The 21,667-nt window shown below is 67.3% G+C and carries 23 protein-coding genes; 19 read left to right on the top strand and 4 right to left on the bottom strand.

Going from position 1 to position 21,667, the window contains the following annotated elements; all coding sequences use genetic code 11:
• Positions 1–26 precede the first annotated feature (26 nt).
• From AB0876_RS16630 to AB0876_RS16570, 13 genes are all read left to right on the top strand, one after another.
• The gene (locus tag AB0876_RS16630) at positions 27–1,169 is read left to right on the top strand and encodes a PucR family transcriptional regulator (RefSeq protein WP_499045181.1); all 1,143 of its coding nucleotides are present in this window, start codon (positions 27–29) and stop codon (positions 1,167–1,169) included.
• A 214-nt stretch (positions 1,170–1,383) separates the two neighbouring features.
• Positions 1,384–1,947, top strand: coding sequence for a nuclear transport factor 2 family protein (locus AB0876_RS16625; protein WP_499045183.1), 564 nt, complete (start codon positions 1,384–1,386; stop codon positions 1,945–1,947).
• On the top strand, positions 1,940–3,598 hold the full coding sequence (casI, locus tag AB0876_RS16620; protein WP_499045185.1) for a steroid-22-oyl-CoA synthetase: 1,659 nt from the start codon (positions 1,940–1,942) through the stop codon (positions 3,596–3,598). The genes AB0876_RS16625 and casI overlap by 8 nt, the downstream gene beginning before the upstream one ends.
• 10 nt (positions 3,599–3,608) lie before the next feature.
• Positions 3,609–5,153, top strand: coding sequence for an FAD-binding protein (locus AB0876_RS16615; RefSeq protein ID WP_526042424.1), 1,545 nt, complete (start codon positions 3,609–3,611; stop codon positions 5,151–5,153).
• Positions 5,154–5,183: 30 nt separating this feature from the next.
• The gene (locus tag AB0876_RS16610; RefSeq protein ID WP_448442539.1) at positions 5,184–6,314 is read left to right on the top strand and encodes a Rieske 2Fe-2S domain-containing protein; all 1,131 of its coding nucleotides are present in this window, start codon (positions 5,184–5,186) and stop codon (positions 6,312–6,314) included.
• A gap of 24 nt (positions 6,315–6,338) precedes the next feature.
• Complete coding sequence (locus AB0876_RS16605; RefSeq protein ID WP_448442541.1) at positions 6,339–7,139, top strand: biotin--[acetyl-CoA-carboxylase] ligase; 801 nt, start codon at positions 6,339–6,341, stop codon at positions 7,137–7,139.
• Positions 7,140–7,148: 9 nt separating this feature from the next.
• Complete coding sequence (locus AB0876_RS16600; RefSeq protein ID WP_499045190.1) at positions 7,149–7,667, top strand: PH domain-containing protein; 519 nt, start codon at positions 7,149–7,151, stop codon at positions 7,665–7,667.
• Between the two features lie 87 nt (positions 7,668–7,754).
• Complete coding sequence (locus AB0876_RS16595; protein ID WP_064959551.1) at positions 7,755–8,504, top strand: glycosyltransferase family 2 protein; 750 nt, start codon at positions 7,755–7,757, stop codon at positions 8,502–8,504.
• On the top strand, positions 8,501–9,454 hold the full coding sequence (locus AB0876_RS16590) for an acyl-CoA dehydrogenase family protein (protein WP_526042423.1): 954 nt from the start codon (positions 8,501–8,503) through the stop codon (positions 9,452–9,454). The genes AB0876_RS16595 and AB0876_RS16590 overlap by 4 nt, the downstream gene beginning before the upstream one ends.
• On the top strand, positions 9,451–10,230 hold the full coding sequence (locus tag AB0876_RS16585) for a PIG-L deacetylase family protein (RefSeq protein WP_463789980.1): 780 nt from the start codon (positions 9,451–9,453) through the stop codon (positions 10,228–10,230). The genes AB0876_RS16590 and AB0876_RS16585 overlap by 4 nt, the downstream gene beginning before the upstream one ends.
• A gap of 29 nt (positions 10,231–10,259) precedes the next feature.
• On the top strand, positions 10,260–10,880 hold the full coding sequence (locus AB0876_RS16580; protein WP_064959549.1) for an SAM-dependent methyltransferase: 621 nt from the start codon (positions 10,260–10,262) through the stop codon (positions 10,878–10,880).
• Between the two features lie 110 nt (positions 10,881–10,990).
• Positions 10,991–11,164: a CsbD family protein gene (locus AB0876_RS16575; protein ID WP_064959548.1), complete on the top strand. Its 174-nt coding sequence runs from the start codon at positions 10,991–10,993 to the stop codon at positions 11,162–11,164.
• 10 nt (positions 11,165–11,174) lie between these two features.
• Positions 11,175–11,861 (top strand): AI-2E family transporter, encoded by a 687-nt coding sequence (locus tag AB0876_RS16570; protein ID WP_526042422.1) that lies wholly within the window; start codon positions 11,175–11,177, stop codon positions 11,859–11,861.
• A 25-nt stretch (positions 11,862–11,886) separates the two neighbouring features.
• Here the strand turns inward: AB0876_RS16570 and AB0876_RS16565 are convergent, their stop codons facing one another.
• Positions 11,887–12,576, bottom strand: coding sequence for a GtrA family protein (locus AB0876_RS16565; RefSeq protein WP_064886453.1), 690 nt, complete (start codon positions 12,574–12,576; stop codon positions 11,887–11,889).
• Between the two features lie 114 nt (positions 12,577–12,690).
• Here AB0876_RS16565 and AB0876_RS16560 point away from each other — a divergent pair, with 114 nt between their 5' ends.
• Both AB0876_RS16560 and purE read left to right on the top strand, forming a co-directional pair.
• Entirely contained in the window at positions 12,691–13,923 is a 1,233-nt protein-coding gene (locus tag AB0876_RS16560; RefSeq protein WP_082941845.1) for a 5-(carboxyamino)imidazole ribonucleotide synthase, read from the top strand.
• Positions 13,910–14,419: a 5-(carboxyamino)imidazole ribonucleotide mutase gene (gene purE / locus AB0876_RS16555; RefSeq protein ID WP_082963521.1), complete on the top strand. Its 510-nt coding sequence runs from the start codon at positions 13,910–13,912 to the stop codon at positions 14,417–14,419. Before AB0876_RS16560 ends, purE begins: the two co-directional genes overlap by 14 nt.
• 15 nt (positions 14,420–14,434) lie before the next feature.
• Here the strand turns inward: purE and AB0876_RS16550 are convergent, their stop codons facing one another.
• Positions 14,435–15,091 carry a TetR family transcriptional regulator gene (locus AB0876_RS16550; RefSeq protein ID WP_448442549.1) on the bottom strand — a complete coding sequence of 219 codons (657 nt, stop codon included), beginning with the start codon at positions 15,089–15,091 and terminating at the stop codon, positions 14,435–14,437.
• Between the two features lie 136 nt (positions 15,092–15,227).
• On the opposite strand from AB0876_RS16550, the gene AB0876_RS16545 reads away from it, so the two are divergent.
• Positions 15,228–16,397 (top strand): acyl-CoA dehydrogenase family protein, encoded by a 1,170-nt coding sequence (locus tag AB0876_RS16545; RefSeq protein WP_448442551.1) that lies wholly within the window; start codon positions 15,228–15,230, stop codon positions 16,395–16,397.
• Positions 16,398–16,483: 86 nt separating this feature from the next.
• On the opposite strand, the gene AB0876_RS16540 is transcribed toward AB0876_RS16545, so the two are convergent.
• A complete protein-coding gene (locus tag AB0876_RS16540; RefSeq protein WP_526042421.1) occupies positions 16,484–17,188 on the bottom strand; it encodes a TIGR03089 family protein in 705 nt (234 codons plus the stop codon).
• A gap of 25 nt (positions 17,189–17,213) precedes the next feature.
• Positions 17,214–18,701 (bottom strand): LCP family glycopolymer transferase, encoded by a 1,488-nt coding sequence (locus tag AB0876_RS16535; RefSeq protein ID WP_448442555.1) that lies wholly within the window; start codon positions 18,699–18,701, stop codon positions 17,214–17,216.
• 67 nt (positions 18,702–18,768) lie between these two features.
• On the opposite strand from AB0876_RS16535, the gene rfbD reads away from it, so the two are divergent.
• Genes rfbD through manB form a run of 3 tightly spaced genes read left to right on the top strand, consistent with a single transcriptional unit; the run spans position 18,769 to position 21,621 of the window.
• Positions 18,769–19,653 (top strand): dTDP-4-dehydrorhamnose reductase, encoded by an 885-nt coding sequence (rfbD, locus tag AB0876_RS16530; protein WP_448442557.1) that lies wholly within the window; start codon positions 18,769–18,771, stop codon positions 19,651–19,653.
• Positions 19,650–20,540, top strand: coding sequence for a glycosyltransferase (locus AB0876_RS16525; RefSeq protein WP_448442559.1), 891 nt, complete (start codon positions 19,650–19,652; stop codon positions 20,538–20,540). The genes rfbD and AB0876_RS16525 overlap by 4 nt, the downstream gene beginning before the upstream one ends.
• 1 nt (position 20,541) lies before the next feature.
• Complete coding sequence (gene manB, locus AB0876_RS16520) at positions 20,542–21,621, top strand: mannose-1-phosphate guanylyltransferase ManB (protein ID WP_064886448.1); 1,080 nt, start codon at positions 20,542–20,544, stop codon at positions 21,619–21,621.
• Positions 21,622–21,667: the final 46 nt, after the last annotated feature.

Here is a 21,667-nt window from a genome sequence, read left to right as displayed (position 1 = left end):
CCAGCCGTGGGCCTACGCTCTCGACCATGACCCCCGGGCCGCTGGTGCTGTCCGAACTGGGCACCGACCCCGCATCGGTGCTGCGGCTCATCGCGCAATTCGACGGGCTGGAGGAGCAGGAGGTCAACGCCGACGCCGCCGTGCAGTTTGCCGCGTTGACGGCGGGTTGCCCGGTCGGGGTCCGCTGGCCCGGCGGCACCGTTGTCCGCTACGACGCGTCGGGACGGCTCGATCCGATCGACGACACCGCCGCGCCGACATCGGATCAGCACGAGACGCTCGTCTGGGTGGAACGTGACGGATCCGGGCATCCGCTGGACGAGGTGCTGCTGGACCGGCTGCGACGGGTACTGGGTCGCGTCGCGGCACGGACCGGGGTGAGCGGGACACCGCACCTCGGGGACCCGGCACTGCTCGAGGTCGTGCTGTCGGCCAAAGAGCACCGTGAAGACCGGGCCCGGGCCATCCGACTGTTGGGGCTCGACGAGAGCCGGCCGACATTTGTGCTGGCGGCATCGGGACATCCGCCGCGGGAGACGGTGCGGCTCATCACCGGCGAGCTGCCCGCGCCGGCGGTGCGGTCCGCCGTCATCGGTAACGCGACGGCCATCGTGTGTCAGGGACCGTTCGACATACGTGAGTTCTCGGACCGCCTGGAGCGCGTCATCGTCGAGCAGTTCCCGACAGTGGTGAATGTCGGCACCGCGTCGGGACCGTGGGTCGGAATCGGCTCCGTGGGAAACGCATTCAGCGCGTCGACGTCGTGGCATGAGGCCGTGCGCGCGTTGCGGTTCGCGTCATCAACGGGATTCGGCAGGCGGGTGGTGGCCTACGAGCGGTTGAGCTCACTGGAACTTCTGGCCGACCTGCCGATCGACCGGGTGCGTCGCAACCGAGATGTGGCCCATATCAACGAGATTGCTTCATCTCCTGCCGGGGATCTCGACGTGCGGACCACCGAGGCGTTCTTCGTGTACGGCTCGCTGCGGCGGACCGCCGCCGAACTGCACGTGCACCACAGCACCGTCGCGGCGCGGCTGGCGCGTGTGCAGGCCGCAATGGGATGGGATTTCGACGACCCTGTCGACCGCTTCCTGGGCACGCTGGTGCTCATGGTGCGGCGGATCGCGATGTCCTCGGCCGAACTCGCCGATGCGGACCTGCTGTAGGCGCCGGGCCTCGCCGGCGAGTGGCCACTTATGGCACGCCATATCGCGATGGCCGTGGCATAAGTGGCCAGTCGGCAGGCGCAGCTCGATCCGGTCGACAACTGTCGGATGAATTGGTGGAATAGACCGACGCATGGCGGGTGACCACCATCACCTCATTGGCCAAAGATTGCGGTGCAGCCCACACGAGCTCACAACCGACAAGGAGGCCGACATGGCCGTTATCGACCCGACCAAGACCTGGGTCCCCGTGGAAGAGCGTCTTGCCGTCACCACCAACGAGCGGCACCGTCAGGTGCTCAGCATCGTTCTCGAGCACATGAAGGCCGAGGCCGAGCCCGACATGGAGCGGCTGATGGCCACCCTGGCCCCGAACCCGGACTACCACTTCTGGTACGCGAACGCCGATATGGGCCCCAAGACCACCGAGGGCGTGCGTGCCTACTACGAGGAATTCGTGGCCAGTGGCGCCAACCATCTCGTTTTCGAGATCGATCGCCTCGCCCTCGACGATGATCTGGTGATGACCGAAGGCTGGATGAAGATGATCTACCCGGGCGCGGCCGCGCAGGCGATCGGTGTCGAGGTCGAAGACCCGGCCGGCGATTACCTGCTGCTGTTCCGTCAGCTCATCAACTGGCCGATCGACGCCGACGGCCTGATCGTCGGTGAGGACGCCTACCAGACCGGCCCGGTCAGCGTGACCAAGCTGAGCGAAGAGGACCTGCCGCAGGCCTACATCGACCAGAAGCGCGCCGCCGCCCAAGCCAATGCCTGACGCTCGAACCGACATCGCCTCACTGCTGCTCGACCGGGTCGGCGACCAACACGTCGGCCTGCGCACCCGCGACCGGGACTGGACGTGGGACGAGGTGGTTGCCGAATCCGCGGCGCGTGGTGCGCTGGCGGAGGCGATGCGGGTGGACGGCCCGCTGCACATCGGCGTGCTGCTGGACAACGTGCCGGACTTCCTGTTCTGGCTCGGTGGTGCGGCCCTGGTCGGGGCGACCATCGTCGGGATCAACCCGACCCGGGGCGCCGCCGAGCTCGCAGCCGAAATCCGGCTTGCCGACTGCCAATTGATCGTCACCGACACCGCGGGTGCCGCGCGTCTGCGTGACCTCGACGTCGGGTTGGCGCCGGACCGGTTCCTGGTGGTCGACGGCCCGGACCATGCGGCGCAACTCGACGCACATTGTGTCACCCCTGCGGTCGCGCCCGGGGTCACCGAGGACTCCCTGATGTTGCTGCTGTTCACCTCGGGAACGACGGGCGCCTCCAAGGCCGTCATCTGCAGCCAGGGCAGGCTGGCCCGGATCGGCTATGCGGCCGCCGAGAAGTTCGGCCATGTGCGCGAGGACGTGGAGTACTGCTGCATGCCGCTGTTCCACGGCAACGCCATCATGGCGCTGTGGGCGCCGGCGTTGTCCGTCGGTGCCACGGTGTGCCTGACGCCATCCTTCTCGGCGTCCGGTTTCCTGCCCGACGTGCGGTACTTCGGCGCGACGTTCTTCACCTATGTGGGAAAGGCGCTCGGCTATCTGATGGCCACCGCCGAACAACCCGACGATGCCGAGAACCCGTTGGTCCGCGGCTTCGGTACCGAGGCGTCGCCTGATGACCAGAACGAGTTCCGCCGCCGCTTCGACGCCGAACTGTTCGAGGGCTACGGCTCCAGCGAAGGCGGTGGGGCAGTGGTGCTGGCCCCCGACATGCCGCCGGGTGCGCTCGGCCGGCCCGCGCATGAGGGGGTGGCGATCATCGACCCTGAATCGCTGAACGATTGTGCGCCTGCGGTTTTCGATGAGCACGGCCGGGTCCTCAACCCCGACGACGCGGTGGGGGAGATCGTCGACAAGTTCGGCACCCGCACGTTCGAGGGCTACTACAAGAACGACGAGGCCAACGCCGAACGTATCCGCAACGGCTGGTACTGGACCGGGGATCTCGGCTATCTCGACGAGCAGGGGTTCATCTACTTCGCGGGCCGTCGCGGCGACTGGATCCGGGTGGACGGCGAGAACACCTCCGCGCTCAACATCGAGCGGGTGCTGCGCCGCCATCCCGATGTGGTGGCGGCCGGCGTCTACGCGGTGCCCGATCCGCGCTCGGGCGATCAGGTGATGGCTGCGATCGAGGTGGCCGATCCCGCCGGCTTCGACCCCGCCGCCTTCGTGTCCTACCTGTCCGAACAGGATGACCTGGGCACCAAGGCAATTCCGCGTTTCCTGCGGGTATCCAAGAATCTGCCGGTGACCGGGTCCAACAAGGTGCTCAAACGGAAACTGCAGCAGGAACGCTGGCACACCGACGAGGTGGTGTACCGGTGGGCGGGACGCGGAGCACCGGCGTATCTGGCCATGGGCGACGATGGCAAGCAGGCGCTGGACGCCGAGTTCGCGCAGTACGGGAGGCAGCGTTACCTATGAGGCGGTCCGCATGAAATGGGCAGAGGAATGTGACGTCCTGGTCGCGGGATCGGGAGGTGGCGGCGTGACCGGCGCCTACACCGCGGCTCGCGAGGGTCTGTCGGTGACCCTGGTGGAAGCCAGCGACAAATACGGCGGCACCACAGCGTATTCGGGTGGCGGCGGCGTGTGGTTCCCGTGCAACCCGGTGCTGAAGCGGGCGGGCACCGACGACACCATCGAAGATGCGCTGGAGTACTACCACGCCGTCGTCGGGGACCGTACGCCGCGGGAGCTGCAGGACACCTACGTCCGCGGCGGCGCCGGGTTGATCGAGTACCTGGAAGCCGACGAGAATCTGAAGTTCGCGCCGATGCCGTGGCCGGACTACTTCGGCAAGGCGCCCAAGGCTCGCGCCGACGGCCAGCGCCACATCGCGGCCCGCCCACTGAAGGTGGAGAAAGCCCCGCACCTGCGCGAGCTGGTACGAGGCCCGCTGGACGCCGACCGGCTGGGCGCCGAGCAGCCGGATGACTACTTCATCGGCGGCCGGGCACTGATCGCCCGGTTCCTCAAAGCCATTGAGCAGTACCCGAATACCTCACTTCGCCGCAACACCCCGCTGGTCGAATTGGTGGTCGAGGACGGGACCGTGACCGGTGCGATCGTCGAATCCGACGGCGAGCGGCGGGCGATCCGGGCCCGCCGCGGAGTGCTGCTCGCTGCCGGCGGCTTCGAAGGCAACGACGAACTGCGCCGTGAACACGGGGTTCCTGGCGTCGCCCGCGACACCATGGGGCCGCCGGCCAACCTGGGCCAGGCACACCAGGCGGCGATGGCCGTCGGCGCCGACGTCGACCTGATGGAGCAGGCCTGGTGGTCCCCGGGGTTGACGCACCCCGACGGCCGTTCGGCGTTCGCGCTGTGGTTCACCGGCGGTATCTTCGTCGACCAGAACGGACAGCGTTTCGTCAACGAATCTGCCGCCTACGACCGGATCGGCCGGGCAATCCTGCCGCGGCTGGCCGACGGTTCGATGACGTTGCCGTACTGGATGATCTACGACGACCGGGAGGGGGAAGTCCCTCCCGTCAAGGCCACCAACGTCTCGATGGTCGACACGCAGCGCTACCTCGACGCCGGGCTGTGGCACACCGCCGACACCCTGGAGGAACTGGCCGCCAAGATCGGCATTCCCGCCGAGAACCTGACTGCCACCGTGACGCGCTTCAACGGCTTCGTCTACGCCGGCTCGGACGAGGACTTCGGGCGCGGCGACGAGGCGTACGACCGGGCGTTCTCCGGCGGCGCATCCCCACTCGTCGCGATCGAGAAGGGCCCGTTCCACGCCGCTGCTTTCGGCATCTCCGACCTGGGCACCAAGGGCGGGTTGCGTACCGACACCGCGGCCCGGGTGCTCGACGGGGACGGTCAGGTGATCGCCGGACTGTATGCCGCGGGCAACACCATGGCCGCCCCGAGCGGCACCGCCTATCCGGGCGGCGGAAATCCGATCGGAACCAGCATGCTGTTCAGCCACCTGGCGGTCAAAGACATGCTAGGGAGAGACATGTGATGAGCGCTTGCGCGAAGAACCGAGGTAGCAATGAGTGACATCCGGGAAATCGACACCGGCGTTGCGATGACGCGCTTCGCGCGCGGCTGGCACTGCGTCGGCCTCGCTGACACGTTTCGGGACGGGAAGCCGCACGGTATCGAAGCCTTCGGCACCAAGCTGGTCGTCTATTCCGACTCCGCCGGCGCACTGCACGTACTCGACTCGTACTGCAGGCACATGGGCGGTGACCTGTCGATGGGCTCGGTCAAGGACGACAACCTGGCCTGCCCGTTCCACGACTGGCGTTGGGGCGCCGACGGAAAGTGCAAGCTGGTGCCATATGCCAAGCGGACACCGCGACTGGCGCGTACCCGCAAGTGGGACACGACCGAGGTCAACGGCCAGCTGCTGGTCTGGCACGATCCAGAGGGCTCGACGCCCCCGGCCGAGCTGACGCCGCCCACCATCGAAGGCTATGAGGACGGGATCTGGTCGCCGTGGCAGTGGAATTCGATTCTCATCGAAGGGTCCCACTGCCGCGAGATCGTCGACAACAACGTCGACATGGCGCACTTCTTCTACATCCATCACGCCTACCCGACGTACTTCAAGAATGTCATCGAAGGCCACACGGCCAGCCAGTTCATGGAGTCCAAGCCACGGCCGGACTACGCCACCAGAGAACTCTGGGACGGCACCTACTTGCGTTCGGAGGCAACGTATTTCGGTCCGGCCTACATGATCAACTGGTTGCACAACGACCTTGCCCCAAACTTCACCGTCGAGATCGCCCTGATCAACTGTCACTACCCGGTGACGCACGATTCGTTCGTGCTGCAGTGGGGTGTCGCGGTCCAGCAGAATCCAACGATGCCCGGCGACAAGGCCGAGAAACTCGCAGCCACGATGAGCCGGACGTTCGGTGACGGCTTCATGGAGGACGTCGAGATCTGGAAACACAAGGCACGCATCGACAACCCGCTGCTGACCGAGGAGGACGGCCCCGTCTACCACCACCGCCGCTGGTACGAGCAGTTCTACGTCGATCTCGCCGATGTCACACCGGACATGACCGACCGCTTCGAGCAGGAGGTCGACACCACGCATGCCAACGAGCTGTGGCACCAGGAGGTCGCCGACAACCTCGCGGCGCCCAACGCTGCCCGGGCTTCCCACTGACGTCGCGCCGTAAGCTTGGCCGCGATGAACACAAGGCCAGCGTTGGACGTGACGACTTTGCGCGACGGGCTCGAGGGCCTGTCGTGGCGGCGCGTCGATGTCGTCGATGAGACCGGATCAACCAATGCCGACCTGTTGGCGCGGGCGGCGTCGGGCGAGGACATCGCCGGCGCGGTGCTGTTCGCCGAGCATCAGCACGCCGGCCGCGGCCGACACGGCAGGCACTGGTCAGCACCGCCCCGCTCACAGGTGATCGTGTCCTTCGGCGTCGACGGCTCGGCGGTGTCCCCGAACCGTTGGGGGTGGCTGCCGTTGGCCACCGGCCTGGCCACCGTCGATGCGGTCGCCGAGGTCGCCGGGACGCGGGTCGGCCTGAAATGGCCCAATGACGTCCTGGTAGGGCCCGGCGGCGGAAAGCTGGCCGGCATCCTCGCCGAGGTGGCCTCGCCGGCTCCGGTCATCGTCGTCGGCCTCGGCCTGAACGTGACGATGACCGCCGAGGAAGCACCCGATCCGCGCGCCACCTCGCTCACCCAACTCGGCACGGCGACCGTGGACCGCACGCCGCTCGCGCGGGCCCTGCTGCGTCATCTCGACGCACGTATCACCGCCTGGCGCGATGACGATCCGTCGCTCGCGGCCGACTACCGTGCCCGCAGCGTCACCATCGGCAGCCGCGTCCGCGCGATCCTTCCCGGCGACAACACCTTGGTGGGCACTGCCGTCGACGTCGACGATCTCGGGCGCCTGATCATCGACACCGCAACCGAACAGGTCACGTTGTCTGCGGGCGACATCACGCACCTGCGCCCCGAGGAGTCGTAGAGTTCTGCCGTGGGCTACCCGGAGAATGTGCTGGCCAAGGACGAGCAGGTGGTGCTGCATCGGCACCCCCACTGGAAACGCCTGATCGGACCGGTCCTGGTCCTGGTCCTGATCACTGCGGCCTCGGCGTTCGTCGCAGCCGTGGTCAACACCATGGACTGGCAGGCCACCGCCAAGAACGTCCTGTTCATCGTGATCGGCTCGATCTGGCTGATCGTGGTCGGCTGGCTGACGGTCTGGCCATTCCTGAACTGGTGGACCACCCACTTCGTCATCACCGACCGCCGGGTGATGTTCCGGCACGGCCTCCTGACCCGCTCGGGCATCGACATCCCGCTCGCGCGGATCAACAGCGTCGAATTCCGCCACGGGCTGACCGACCGGCTGATGCGCACCGGCACGTTGATCATTGAATCAGCGTCGCAGGATCCCCTGGAATTCCACGACATTCCGCGTGTGGAACAGGTGCATTCACTGCTGTATCACGAAGTTTTCGACACTCTGGGGTCCGAAGAGTCGCCCAGCTGACACTGCGTCGGGTGACGGCCGGGCCAGTTGCCGCCGCCACTGGGGCCAGTGGGTGTGGAATCGGGTGGAAATGGCTATCTATCAGCCATGACCGCACGGCCGAACCACTTGGAGACCGCCTTCGATCAGGCCGTGGTGGTGATACCGGCCCACAACGAAGCTGCAGTGTTGCCTCGCTGCCTGCGCGGGATCACCACGGCCGCGGCATGTTGGCAGGGGCCGGTGCTGGTCGTAGTCGTCCTCGATTCCTGTGACGACAGCAGCGCCCAGTTGGCGGGCCAGTTCGGCTGCGACGTCCACTTCGTCAGTGTCGAGGCGGGCAACGTCGGTGCGAGCCGAGCCGCCGGTTTCTCCTACGCGCACTCGCTGAGCAACCACGTCGACGACTCGCGTGTCTGGTACGCCACCACCGACGCCGACAGCCGAGTGGACCCCGACTGGCTGCTGCGTCAGACCGCGCCGGCTGCCGACATGGTGCTGGGGGTGGTGCGGGTGGCCGACTGGCGGCATCACCCCGCCGCACTGGTCCGTCGGTACCTGCATGCATACGAGTCCGATATGCGGGGCAGCAACAGTCACAACCACATCCACGGCGCCAACATGGGTTTCCGTGCCGACGCGTACTGGCGGGTTGGCGGCTTCCACCCGCTGACGACTGGCGAGGATGTCGAACTGGTCGAAAGGTTCGAGACCGCCTCCTATCGGATACGGCGGGACCCGTCGCTGTCGGTCACCACGTCAGCGCGGCGGAACGGCCGCGCTCCCGGCGGCTTCGCCAGTTACCTCCGCGATTTATCGCGATCCGTATTCCCTTCGGCAGAAAGGGATTCCGCATGACGGCGAGCTTGGTCCGGAACTGGCTGGAGTCAGGCCGGCTGGAGTTGCCACTACCAGGTTCCGGTGCGACGGCGCGGCGCTGGCAGCGGCTTGCGGAGCTGACGGAAATCGACGTCGTCGCCGGGCGACTCGCGGAAGCTCACGTCGACGCGGTCGCGATCCTCGACGAGCTCGGGGGCAAACCGCCTGCCCCAGGCGAGCTGTGGGCGGTGTGGGCCGCCGAAGACCCGGAGGCCGTACTCAACGCCCACACCACGGGAGACCGCGAAACAGACACAGTGAGACTGTCAGGAACCAAACCGTGGTGCTCGGGAGCGGGGCTCTGCACACACGCGTTGGTCACAGCTCGCCGAGACGACGGCCGCCGCGGGCTGTACCTGGTGGCGACTGACAGCGCCGGGGTGCAGCCCCTGCCCAGTACCTGGAGGAATGCCGGCATGGCGGCCAGTGACACCCGCTCGGTCCAATTCAGCAATGTGCTCGGGGTACCCGTCGGTGGTCCCGGCGACTATCTGGATCGTCCCGGCTTCTGGCACGGCGCGATCGGCGTCGCGGCGTGCTGGCTCGGCGCCGCCCGCGCGGTCGCCGCACCCCTGTACGGCCGCGTCGCACGCGGAGACGCCGACGAGCATGCGCTGGCCCACCTCGGCGCTGTCGACGCTGCGATCGCGGCCGCCGAAGCGATGCTGGCCGCGGCGGCTGCGGCGACCGACGCCGACCCGTTCGACCGGTCCGAGTCGGCCCAATTGTTGGCCAGGCGAACCCGCGCCGTCATCGAAACCGCTGTCGACGCGGCGATCACCCGCACAGGCCGCGCACTCGGGCCAGCGCCGCTGTGCCAGGATGCCCAGCACGCACGACACGTCGCGGATCTGACGATCTACGTGCGGCAGAGCCACGCCGAGCGTGACCTCGCCGCGCTCGGAAGGCTGGCGGGGGAGCACCGATGACTGCCGCGGAGTCTGCTGAATCGTGCGGCAACGCACCGCGGTTCGGGTCACGGCCGCTGAGCTGCGGCGGCACCCCCGGCCACGTCTGGACCAGTTGGGGCCGCTCCTTCGGCGAGTTGGATCTCAGCACTTGTCCCGCGCTGGTGGTGGTCGCACCGCATCCCGACGACGAGACCCTCGGCTTCGGGGCGACCACGGCGCTGCTGGCGGCGCGGGGTATCGACGTCCAGGTGGTGTCGGTCAGTGACGGCGGGGCGGCCCAAGGCGATCTCACCCCGGTCGACAGATTCCGGCTGGAACGGACCAGGAGAGCCGAGTTGGTAAAGGCAGCAAAGGTTCTCGGTGTGGGTGAGCCGATCAGCCTCGCATTACCTGACGGCGAGCTTGCCGCCCACCAGGACTCGATCACCGATCTGCTGACCGGGATTCTCCAGGCTTGCCCGCCCGGGACCTGGTGTGCCACAACGTGGCGCGGTGACGGGCACCCGGATCACGAGGCCGTCGGACGGGCCGCCGCCACGGCCGTGCGCCGCACCGCAGCAGTTCTGCTCGAGTACCCGGTCTGGATGTGGCACTGGGCCAGGCCTGGAGACTCCGCAGTGCCCTGGGATCGGGCGCTTACGGTGCCATTGACGGCCTCCGCCGTGGGGCTCAAGCAGGTTGCCGCGCAATGCTTCCGCAGTCAGTTTCACCCTTCTGCGCCTGGTGGGGGCCCAGTGCTGCCGCCGTTCGTGTTGCCTCGCCTGCTCGCGGTCGGAGAGCTGGTGTTCCGTTGACGCGCCTGCCCGACGCATACTTCGACCGCATGTACGCGGCCTCGGCCGACCCATGGCAGCTGGCGACCCGCTGGTATGAGCAACGCAAGTACGCGATCACTCTGTCGATGTTGCCGTACCGGCGCTATCGGCATGCCTTCGAGCCGGGTTGCTCGATCGGCACCCTCACCGCCCTGCTCGCCGGGCGCTGCGATCACGTCACCGCAATGGATGTGGCGGCGTCCGCGCTACAGATCGCCGACGTCCGATTGCGTGCCGATGACCGTGACGGGACGCGGGACCGCGTCACCCTGACCCGTGGATCTCTCGACGATCCTTGGCCGCCAGGGCCTTTCGACCTACTTGTGCTTTCTGAAGTGGCGTACTACCTGGACGAGGAATTGCTGGCTGAGCTGCTCCGCCGGGAGTGTCCGCAGTTGGCCCGCGGTGCGACGGTGATAGCGGCGCACTGGCGTCACGAGGTCGCCGACTATCCGCTCAGCGGTGATCAGGCCAACCGGGTCATCGGGGCGACGCCGGGTCTCATTTCGATCGGCGGCTACCGCGACCGCGACGTGGTCATCGAGGTCTTCGACACCCACAGTGCTGCGTCCGTCGCTGCGCGCAATGGTGTGCCGGGAGCTGATCGCGGATCTCCAGAGAAGGGTTAGATATCGCCGGGTTGGGTATCCGATGCGTGACTGCGCGACGAATCTCGTTCCCGCGCTATGTCATTCCCGTGCCGCGAACCCGTGGCCAAGCCAGTTTGAAGGAGAAACACATGAGCGCCGTCGACAAGGCCAAGAACAAGGCCGAAGAGCTCGCAGGAAAGGCCAAGGAGAAGGTCGGTCAGGCCACCGGAGACAGGGACACCGAGGCCGAGGGGCACAAGGACCAGGCCAAAGGCAACGTGAAGCAGGCCGGGGAGAAGATCAAGGACGTCTTCAAGGACTGACCCCACGACGATGTCTGGCCGTGATGCATCGGCCGCCGGTGCCGACGCGGCCCACGACAAATCCGTCGGTCAACCTCACACGGAGGCCGAGGGTGACGTGATCGTCGCTGCGGAGAAGGGCGCGGCGCAGATCAGTTCGCCGGCCCACCCGCTGGGCGAGGCGGGGCCTCGTTTCAACCGCGCTTCGCCCTTCATGATCGGCATGGCCGGCGCGGCGGGGGTGGCTGTCACCTACGGCGGCATCGAGCTGCTGATCGCTGCGCGCGGGGCGGTGATCCTCATCGTCGTCGCCGGGTTCGTCGCGATCGGCCTTGAGCCTGCCGTGTCCTGGTTGGTGCGCCACCGGATCCCGCGCTGGTCGGCGGTGACGGTGGTGTTCTTGGCGGCGATCCTCATGATCGCGGGGTTCGTGGCGGCCGCGATTCCGCCTCTGGTCACCCAGGGCAGCGCACTCGTCCACAACGCTCCCGACTACCTGCATGACCTGCAGCACCGATACCCGATCGTCGACCAGCTCGACGGCCGATTCCACCTGCAGGACAAGCTCAATGATGCACTCGCGGGCGGAAACGCTTCCGCCTTGGCCGGTGGCATCGTCGGTGCCGGGAAAATCGTCGTCGGCGCGGTCAGCGGGGCGGTCATCGTGCTGGTGCTACTGGCGCGGGAGACGCTCTTCCCGCAGCTCGACCGTCGATGACCGGTCTGACGTCGGGGCCGAGATGTCAGGAACTCTTCGACACGGGGTCCGATGAGTCACCGAGTTGACGCGCCTTCGAGCGACGGCCCGGCCGCCGGAGGACCCCGTCTGATCCGCGCGTGCGCAGCGGCGTCACGGTCGCGGGCTTGTGGAGTTCGGAATGGTTCTCCAGCGCTTCGGCGAAGCCACCGCCGGTGAGTGTGGACTCCAGTGCCAGGTCGGGCTTGTCGACGAACTCGTCGGGGAACACCCAGCGGCGGAACGCCCAGAACCGGAAGGCCATCTGAAGCAGGTTGCCCAGAATGTAGGCGGAGATGAAGTCGGCGATGTTCTCCACAGTCAGTGAGACCTCGGGAACCCGAAGGCCGAGCACATAGCTGGAGAAATACAGCGGCAGCATCGACAGCAGCACACCCACGCCGCTGAACGCGAAGAACAGCAAGGCCTCGTGGTGGCGCTCGCGGCCGCCGCGGTTCTGGAAGCTCCATTCCCGGTTGAGGATGTAGGAGGCGATGACCGCGACGATGCCGGCGATGATCTTGGCGGTGACCGGTTTGGGTTCCAGCACCGTGAGTTTGAGGGTGTAGAAAATGGCCGAATCGATGACAAACGTCGTCGCGCCGACGATCGCGAACTTGATCAGCTCGTGATGCCGCTCGGCGTAGGGACGGACGAACCGCGGCAATCGAGCGATTGTCGCATCGGCAAAGGACACAACTAGGCAGTGTACGTAAATGCCCCGTCAGATGCCGCATCGTTGCGGGCCCCGGACCTTAACCGCAGGTCAATGCGCCGGTCATGACGAAGTCATGAATTCGCGCATGACACCATGGAGTGCGTGCCGACAACTCCCCAGAAGCCGCCTTCGCCCGTGAGCAGGCGGAATCCGACAGTGGTGATGATCGGCGGCGGCCAGCTCGCGAGGATGACCCACCAGGCGGCCGTCGCGCTGGGGCAGACCCTGCGGGTGCTGTCCGCCGGACCGGACGAATCCGCCGCGCAGGTCACTCCCGATGTCGTCATCGGCTCTCACACCGACCTGGACGCGCTGCGCCGGGCGGCGGACGGCGCCACGGTGTTGACGTTCGACCACGAGCACGTGCCCACCGAACACCTGGACACACTCGTGGCCGAAGGCATCACGGTCAACCCGCCGCCGCAGGCGCTCGTGCACGCCCAGGACAAGCTGCTCATGCGTCGCAAGCTGCACAGCCTGGGTGTCCCGGTGCCGCGCTTCGCCGAGATCACCTCGGTCGCCGACGTCGAGGAATTCGTGCGGGAGATCGACGGCCCGGTGGTGATCAAGACGGTGCGCGGCGGCTACGACGGCAAGGGCGTGGTGATGGCCGACGACGTGGCGACCGCGCGCGAGGTCGTGGCCGGCTACCTGGCCGACGGGGTACCGGTACTGGCCGAGGAACGTGTCGCGATGCGCCGGGAACTGGCCGCGCTGGTGGCGCGCTCGCCGTTCGGACAGGGGGCGGCCTGGCCCGTCGTCGAAACCGTGCAACGCAACGGTATCTGCGTCGAGGTGTACGCCCCGGCTCCCGGACTGTCCGACGAACTCGGCTCGGCCGCACAGGAACTCGGCCTGCGAGTGGCGAACGAACTCGGCGTCGTCGGGGTGCTGGCGGTCGAGTTGTTCGAGACGGTCGACGGCACGCTGCTGGTCAACGAGTTGGCGATGCGGCCGCACAACTCCGGGCACTGGACCATGGACGGCGCGGTCACCAGCCAGTTCGAGCAGCACCTGCGGGCCGTGCTGGACTACCCGTTGGGTGACACCTCTGCGATTGCCCCGGCCGCGGTGATGGCCAACGTGCTGGGGGCTCCGGAGACACCGACGATGTCGATGGACGAGCGCCTGCACCACCTCTTCGCGCGGATCCCCGACGCGAAGGTGCACCTGTACGGCAAGGGCGAGCGGCCCGGACGCAAACTCGGACACGTCAACATCATCGGCACGGATATGGATGAACTTCGCGAGCGTGCGGTGCGCGCGGCGCACTGGTTGTCGCACGGCGAGTGGACCGACGGATGGGATGAACATGGCGCAGAGTAACGGCCCCAGGGTTGGCCTCATCATGGGCAGCGACAGTGACTGGTCGGTGATGTCCGACGCGGCCACCGCCCTCGCAGAGTTCGAGGTGCCGTTCGAGGTCGGTGTCGTCTCCGCGCACCGCACCCCGCAGCGGATGCTCGACTACGCCAAGACCGCCGCAGACCGGGGGATCGAGGTGATCATCGCCGGAGCGGGTGGCGCGGCGCACCTACCCGGCATGGTGGCGTCCGCGACACCGCTTCCGGTCATCGGCGTCCCGGTGCCGCTGGCCCGTCTCGACGGCATGGACTCGCTGCTGTCGATCGTGCAGATGCCGGCCGGGGTGCCGGTGGCCACGGTTTCCATTGGCGGAGCACGCAATGCGGGCTTGCTGGCCGTACGAATCCTCGGTTCGTCAGATCCCGCACTACAGGCCCGGATGGTGAAATTCCAGGCGGATCTGGAAACCATGGTGCTGGAGAAGGACGCCGCCCTGCGCGATCGCCTGCTGGGCTGACCGGGCGACAGTGAGTCAATCCCCGATGAGCTCGCGAATACGAGACGTCAGGGACTCGACCGGTTCATCGGTCGACATCACCACAACGGCGGTGCGGCCGCTACCGCCCCGGTAGATCGGCCAGGTGGCGGCCAGCGCCTCGGCCAGGTCTGACCGCGGGTTGGTCACATCGCCACGCAACCACCGGCGCAGAACATGGTTGTGTGCGGCGACGACGGCGTTGGCGAACAGTTCGGCGCGCAGGCCCGCCGTCCAATCCTCGGTCTGCGCGGTCCGAAGGTGTTTGGTGAACAGCCGGACATACCGCGACACCACGGCTGTTTCGAAGTCGCGCAGGGCAGGTACCGAGCGGGTGAGCCGGTACCGCGTCCGGGCACGCTCGCCCTCGGCGAGATAGTTCTCGAAGACCGAGGTGGTCGCCACCGCGATGACCTCGGCGGGGAGCGCTTCGGCCGGCGTTGCCGACAATCTCTCGTCTGCGCGGCGTAGCAGCGCCTCGTGATCGGGAAAGATCAACGCCTCTTTCGACCCGAACTGACGGAACGCAGTGGTGCGTCCCACCCCCGCCCGTGTCGCGATGTCGTCGACGCTGGTGGCCTCGTATCCACGCTCCTCGAACAGCTCGAATGCCGCGCTCACCAGGCGCTCCCGGGTACTTGGCAGGTCGGGCATGAGTGCACCTTTCATGGTACTGAGTGCCGATGCTATGGTACTGGGTACCAAAAGTAGCAGGGCGATGTACTCGATGTGCAGTCCGGGCAACGATGGAAACCAAGAGAGCCAAGGGCTGATAGCGAAGGAGAAGATCATGGCTGGTTGGGCCGGTAACCCATCATTCGATCTGTTTCAGCTGCCGGAGGAGCATCAGGAGCTTCGGTCGGCGATTCGGGCGCTGGCGGAGAAGGAAATCGCCCCGCACGCTGCCGACGTCGACGAGAATGCGCGTTTCCCGGAAGAAGCCCTGCAGGCCCTGAACGCCTCGGGTTTCAACGCGATTCACGTGCCGGAGGAGTACGGCGGCCAGGGAGCGGACTCGGTCGCGGCCTGCATCGTGATCGAGGAAGTGGCCCGGGTGGATTGCTCGGCGTCGCTGATCCCGGCGGTCAACAAGCTGGGCACCATGGGTCTGATCCTGCGCGGCTCGGATGAGCTGAAGAAGCAGGTGCTGCCGTCGCTCGCCTCGGGTGAGGCGATGGCGTCCTACGCGCTGTCCGAGCGCGAGGCGGGCAGCGACGCCGCCGGCATGCGGACCCGCGCCAAGGCCGACGGTGACGGCTGGATCCTCAACGGCACCAAGTGCTGGATCACCAACGGCGGCAAGTCGACCTGGTACACCGTCATGGCGGTGACCGACCCCGACAAGGGCGCCAACGGCATCTCGGCGTTCATGGTCCACAAGGACGACGAGGGCTTCGTGGTCGGCCCCAAGGAGCGCAAGCTCGGCATCAAGGGCAGCCCGACGACCGAGTTGTATTTCGAGAACTGCCGCGTTCCGGGGGACCGGATCATCGGCGATCCCGGCACCGGGTTCAAGACCGCGCTGGCCACACTGGACCACACGCGCCCGACCATCGGCGCGCAAGCCGTCGGTATCGCTCAGGGTGCGTTGGACGCGGCGATCGCCTACACCAAGGACCGCAAGCAGTTCGGCCGTCCGGTCAGTGACAACCAGGGCGTGCAGTTCATGCTCGCCGACATGGCCATGAAGGTGGAGGCCGCGCGGTTGATGGTGTACTCGGCCGCGGCGCGCGCCGAGCGCGGCGAGGGCAACCTCGGCTTCATCTCGGCGGCGAGCAAGTGCCTGGCCTCGGATGTGGCCATGGAGGTCACCACCGATGCGGTGCAGCTGTTCGGCGGCGCCGGTTACACCGTGGACTTCCCGGTCGAGCGCATGATGCGTGACGCCAAGATCACCCAGATCTACGAGGGCACCAACCAGATTCAGCGCGTGGTCATGAGCCGCGCCCTGCTGAAGTAATTCCGACGCCCAGTGGCCAGTTGGCGCACGCTTTCATCGAAAGGCCGTGCGGTAACTGGCCATCGGGCTTTTCGGGGCACGTTGATCTAGCCGCGGGTGACTTTCTCCGTGGTGCGACGCCGTTCCTGTGCGTCCACATCGGGATTGGCCACCTGCACGAGTGACGCCCCGGCGGCGAACACTGCGATCAGATTCGCGACGAGCTCGTCTGGAGTGGCCCACGCCGCGCTCGAGAGCACTCGGTCGTCGGCGGTGAAACCCTGTGCGGCAGCGGAATTTCTGGCCGCTTCCAATACCTCGGACACCGATCGCCCGGCCAGGGCCGGGCCCGGAACCCGCTCGGGCACGATCTGATCACCGTGGACCCGTACCGCGGTGGCGTAGTCGGTGACCCCGATCGGCAGATCCGGCGCCGGCTTGCCGAACGGATCCAGCGACAGCACCGCAACCTCGCCTCCGGATACCGCGTCGTCGGCCTCGTCGAGCCGGTCCCGCGTGCACAGAGCCATGTCAGCGTCCCCGTCCAGCACTACTTCACTGCCGATCCACCAGATCCCGAACAGCGCCGCGGCCGTCTGCCAGTGAGCGGGCAGCAGCACCGCCACCCGGGTTCCCGGGCCCGCGCCCATCTCGTCGCGCAGCAGGTTGGCGGTCTTGGCGGCCCAGTTGGCCATGGTCACCGCCGACAACTCGATGCGCTCACCGGTCGCGTCGTCGTAGTAGGTGATCCGTGGGCCTGCCGGGTCCGCGGCCAACAACGGATCCAGGATCGCAGCGCTGACTGTGCTCATAGCCTCTGGTTTTACTCGAGGACGATCAGTTCACGCACTTGGGATCGTCCGAACCTGCATTGAGGATCGGCGACGGCGGTGGTGGCGGGGTCTGTTCGCCGGTATCGCTGTAACTGTCGCCGGCCGCGGCCGGATCCACGATGCCCGCGCCTGAGGTCGGATCCATGCCGTCGGAGCCGGGGCCGGTGTAATCCGCGGCCAGGACCACCCGTACCGCACCGGGTGGCAGCGACGAATCCTCGTTCACCGGCAGCCCGCCGAGATCCTTGGACACCGCCTGGGCGCCGAGGTCATCGCTCTTGGCGGCCAGCACCTGGCTGGACGCGGGCGGGGCGCCCTCGTGGTTACCGGTGGCACCGGGCACGAATCCCTTGTTGCCCAGTACCTGTGACACCGCGGCCGCCAGGCCGTTGATGTCGGTGCCGTTGACCACCTCGACGGTGGTGTTCTCCGGTGAGTAGCTGAGTTGTTCGGTCTTGCCCTGGTCCTGGTCCTGCAGCAGGCTCGACACCCACTGGTGGACCTCGTCGGGATCCACCCGGACGACGCTCTGCATGCCGTCGTCGCTCCAGCCGTCCTCACGCAGGATCGGGATGGTGGCGAACGCCACGCTGCCGGCTGCAAGCTTCTGCAGCTGTTCGACGAAATTCATGATGTCCCAGCCGTCGGAGATCACCACCGAGCGCTGCACGGCATCCTGCAGCCGACCCAGCGTTCCCGGGCTGGACAGCGTCTTGCTGGAGATCACCTCATGGGCCAGCGACGCCATCACCGACTGCTGGCGGGTCACCCGGTCGAGGTCGCCGCGCGGCAGGTCATGACGTTGCCGAACGAAGCTCAGTGCCTGCGGGCCGTTGAGTTTCTGCCAGCCGGCGGGAAAATCGGCACCGGAGAGCGGTTCGTAGACAGCATCTTTGAGGCAGACATTGACGCCGCCCAGGGCATCGGTGATCAGCGCGAAGCCGAGTAGTCCGATTTCGGCGTAATGGTCCACGGTGACGCCGGTCAACGAGGCGACCGTCTGGATGAGCTCCTCGCGAGCGGCTTCGGTGGCCTTGGGCTCGGCGACCGCCGGATCCTCGCCCTCGACCTCGACGAGCTGCTTCATGCGGTCGAGCTTGACGTCCCCGAACACGCCGTTGATCTTCATCTTTCCCCAGCCCGGTGCTTCGACGTACGAATCGCGAGGGATGGAGATGGCGGTGGCCGACTTCCCGTTGTTGGGGATGCGGATCAGGATGATGGTGTCGGTATTGGTCGAGACGTCGTCACCGGCGCGCAGGGTGTCCAGCTCTTCCTGCGACAGCGGGTTGCCGTGGGCGTCGGTGCGGCTGTCCATCCCGACCAGCAGGATGTCGATGGCGCCGTCCTCACCGCCGCCGCCGAGCGCCGCAGAGCTGATGTGGTTGATGCCGGATTCGAACGAGCGGATCTGGGACCAGGCCACCCCTGTTCCGAGCACCACGGCCGACGCCGTGGCGACAGCAAGGGAGCGAAGGAGGGGGATGCGCACGTGCCCAGGCTACTTGCGGCCTGGACGTGAGCCGGGTAACGCGGACCGGCGTGCCAGACTCGGTCGCATGGCGCAACGGATTGTGATCACCGGGGCCGGCGGCATGGTCGGCCGCGTATTGGCTGATCAGGGACGTCGTGAGGGTCGTGACGTGCTGGCCCTGACCTCTGCCGATTGTGATATCACCAACGTCGACACAGTGCGAGGGTTCGTCGAGTCCGGCGATGTGGTGATCAACTGCGCGGCATACACGCAGGTGGACGCCGCAGAAACCGACCAGGACCGGGCCCACGCGGTCAATGTCGTGGGCCCGGGCAACCTCGCTACGGCGTGTGCCGGCGCCGGTGCCGCGCTGGTGCACATCTCCACCGACTATGTATTCGGCGCCTCGGCGCAGCGTCGCACCCCCTATGAGGTCGACGACCCCACCGGGCCGGTCAACATCTACGGCCAGACCAAACTGGCCGGGGAACAGGCGGTGCTGACCGCCAAACCCGATGCGTACGTCGTTCGCACGGCATGGGTGTACCGCGGTGGCGACGGGAAAGACTTCGTGGCGACCATGCGCCGGCTGGCCGCCGGCGACGGCCCCGTGGATGTGGTCGCCGACCAGATCGGGTCACCTACCTACACCGGCGACCTGGTGACGGCTCTGCTGCAGATCGCCGACGGCGGTGTGCGACCCGGCGTGTTGCATGCCGCCAACGCGGGGTCGGCCAGCCGGTTCGACCAGGCGCGAGAGACCTTCGTGGCCGTCGGTGCCGATCCGGAGCGGGTTCGGCCGGTCGGGAGTGACCGTCACCCGCGGCCCGCGCCGCGCCCGGCCTACACAGTCTTGTCCGCGCGCCGATCCGCCGAAGCGGGCCTGACCCCGCTGCGCGATTGGCGGGAAGCCCTGGCAGCAGCGGTTGGAAAAGAGAGCCCGTCCGGCCCGCTACCCTCTACGCCGTGACTGAGGATGCGGCCCGCCCGCTCGTGGTGGTGACGGTGACGTACTCGCCGGGTCGACACCTGGACCGTTTCCTGGCCTCCCTCGCCCTGGCCACCGACCGTCCGGTGACGGTCGTGATGGCTGACAACGGTTCAACGGACGGCGCACCCGAGCTGGCCGAGAAGCGCTACCCGAACGTGCGCCTGCTCCGAACCGGCAGCAATCTGGGTTACGGCAGCGCCGTCAACCGCGGCGCCGAGCAGATCTCGGATGCGGAGTGCCCGGAATTTTTCATCGTCGCCAACCCCGACGTGCAGTGGGGCCCACGTTCGATCGACCTGCTGCTCGACGCGGCGAAGAGGTGGCCGCGCGCGGGGGCGCTCGGACCGTTGGTCCGCGATCCCGACGGTTCCGTGTACCCGTCGGCGCGCCATCAGCCGAGCCTGGTCCGTGGCGGCATGCATGCCGTGGTGGGCCCGTTCTGGAAGTCGAATCCGTGGACGGCGGCCTACCGCCAGGACCGGCAGGACCCGAGTGAGCGCGAGGTCGGCTGGCTGTCCGGTTCCTGCCTGCTGATGCGCCGGGCCGCCTTCGACGCGGTCGGGGGGTTCGACGAGCGCTACTTCATGTATATGGAAGACGTCGACCTCGGTGACCGGATCGCCCGGGCCGGCTGGCAGAACGTCTACGTCCCGACGGCGGAGGTGCTGCACCACAAGGGGCACTCCACCGGCCGTGACCCGGCGCGCAACTTGGCCGCCCATCACCGCAGTACCTACACTTTCTTGGCTGATCGATACCCGGCGCCCTGGCAGGCGCCGTTACGGTGGACAATTCGGGGCGCGCTGGCAGCACGTGCGGGCCTGGTGGTCGGTAGTTCACGACGTAAACAGGCGAAAGGGCACTGACGTGATCAATCCCGCGGAGGTGGACGCCGTCGTCCTCGTCGGTGGACGAGGCACCAGGCTGCGGCCGCTGACCCTCTCGGCGCCCAAGCCGATGTTGCCGACGGCGGGCGTGCCGTTCCTGACCCATCTGCTGGCCCGGATCGCGGTGGCCGGCATCAAACATGTCGTGATGGGCACCTCGTACAAGGCCGAGGTTTTCGAGGAAGCTTTCGGTAACGGCTCGGATCTGGGGCTGGAGATCGAATACGTCACCGAGACCGAGGCTCTCGGCACCGGTGGCGCCATCGCCAACGTGGCCGACAAGCTGCGCTACGACACGGCCATGGTGTTCAACGGTGACGTGCTGTCGGCGGCCGATCTCGGCGCGTTGCTCCAGTCCCATGACACCCACCAGGCCGACGTCACGCTGCATCTGGTGCGCGTCAGCGATCCGCGGGCGTTCGGCTGCGTGCCCACCGATGCCGACGGGTTCGTGACCGCGTTCCTCGAGAAAACCCAGGATCCGCCGACCGACCAGATCAATGCGGGCTGTTATGTGTTCAACCGCAACGTGATCGACGAGATCCCGCGCGGACGGGCCCTGTCGGTCGAGCGCGAGATCTTCCCCGAGGTGCTCTCCCGCGGACTGAAGATGTGCGGGTATGTGGACGCCTCGTATTGGCGGGACATGGGCACGCCGGACGATTTCGTCCGCGGCTCTGCCGATCTGGTTCGTGGCATCGCGCCGTCGCCGGCGCTCAACGGCCAGCGTGGTGAGTCACTGGTCCACGAAGGTGCGGCGGTCGCGCCGGGCGCCTTGCTGATCGGCGGCACCGTGGTGGGCCGCGGAGCCGAGATCGGTGCGGGCGCCCGCCTCGACGGCGCGGTGATCTTCGACGGGGTGCGCGTGGAAGCCGGTGCGGTGATTGAACGTTCGATCGTGGGCTTCGGTGCCCGTATCGGTCCGCGCGCACTGATCCGCGACGGCGTGATCGGCGACGGTGCCGACATCGGTGCGCGCTGCGAACTGTTGCGCGGTGCCAGGGTGTGGCCCGGGGTGTCCATCCCCGACGGCGGCATCCGGTACTCCACCGACGTCTGAGATCGCGGCTACTGCGCCGAAACTGCGCTATCTGACGAGAATCGGC

It is taken from the genome of Mycobacterium sp. NPDC049093, from assembly GCF_040704635.1.
In the GTDB taxonomy this organism is placed as follows: Bacteria; Actinomycetota; Actinomycetes; order Mycobacteriales; family Mycobacteriaceae; genus Mycobacterium.
Note: the sequence above shows the minus strand (reverse complement) of the source record. Positions and strands in the feature narration are given on the sequence as shown.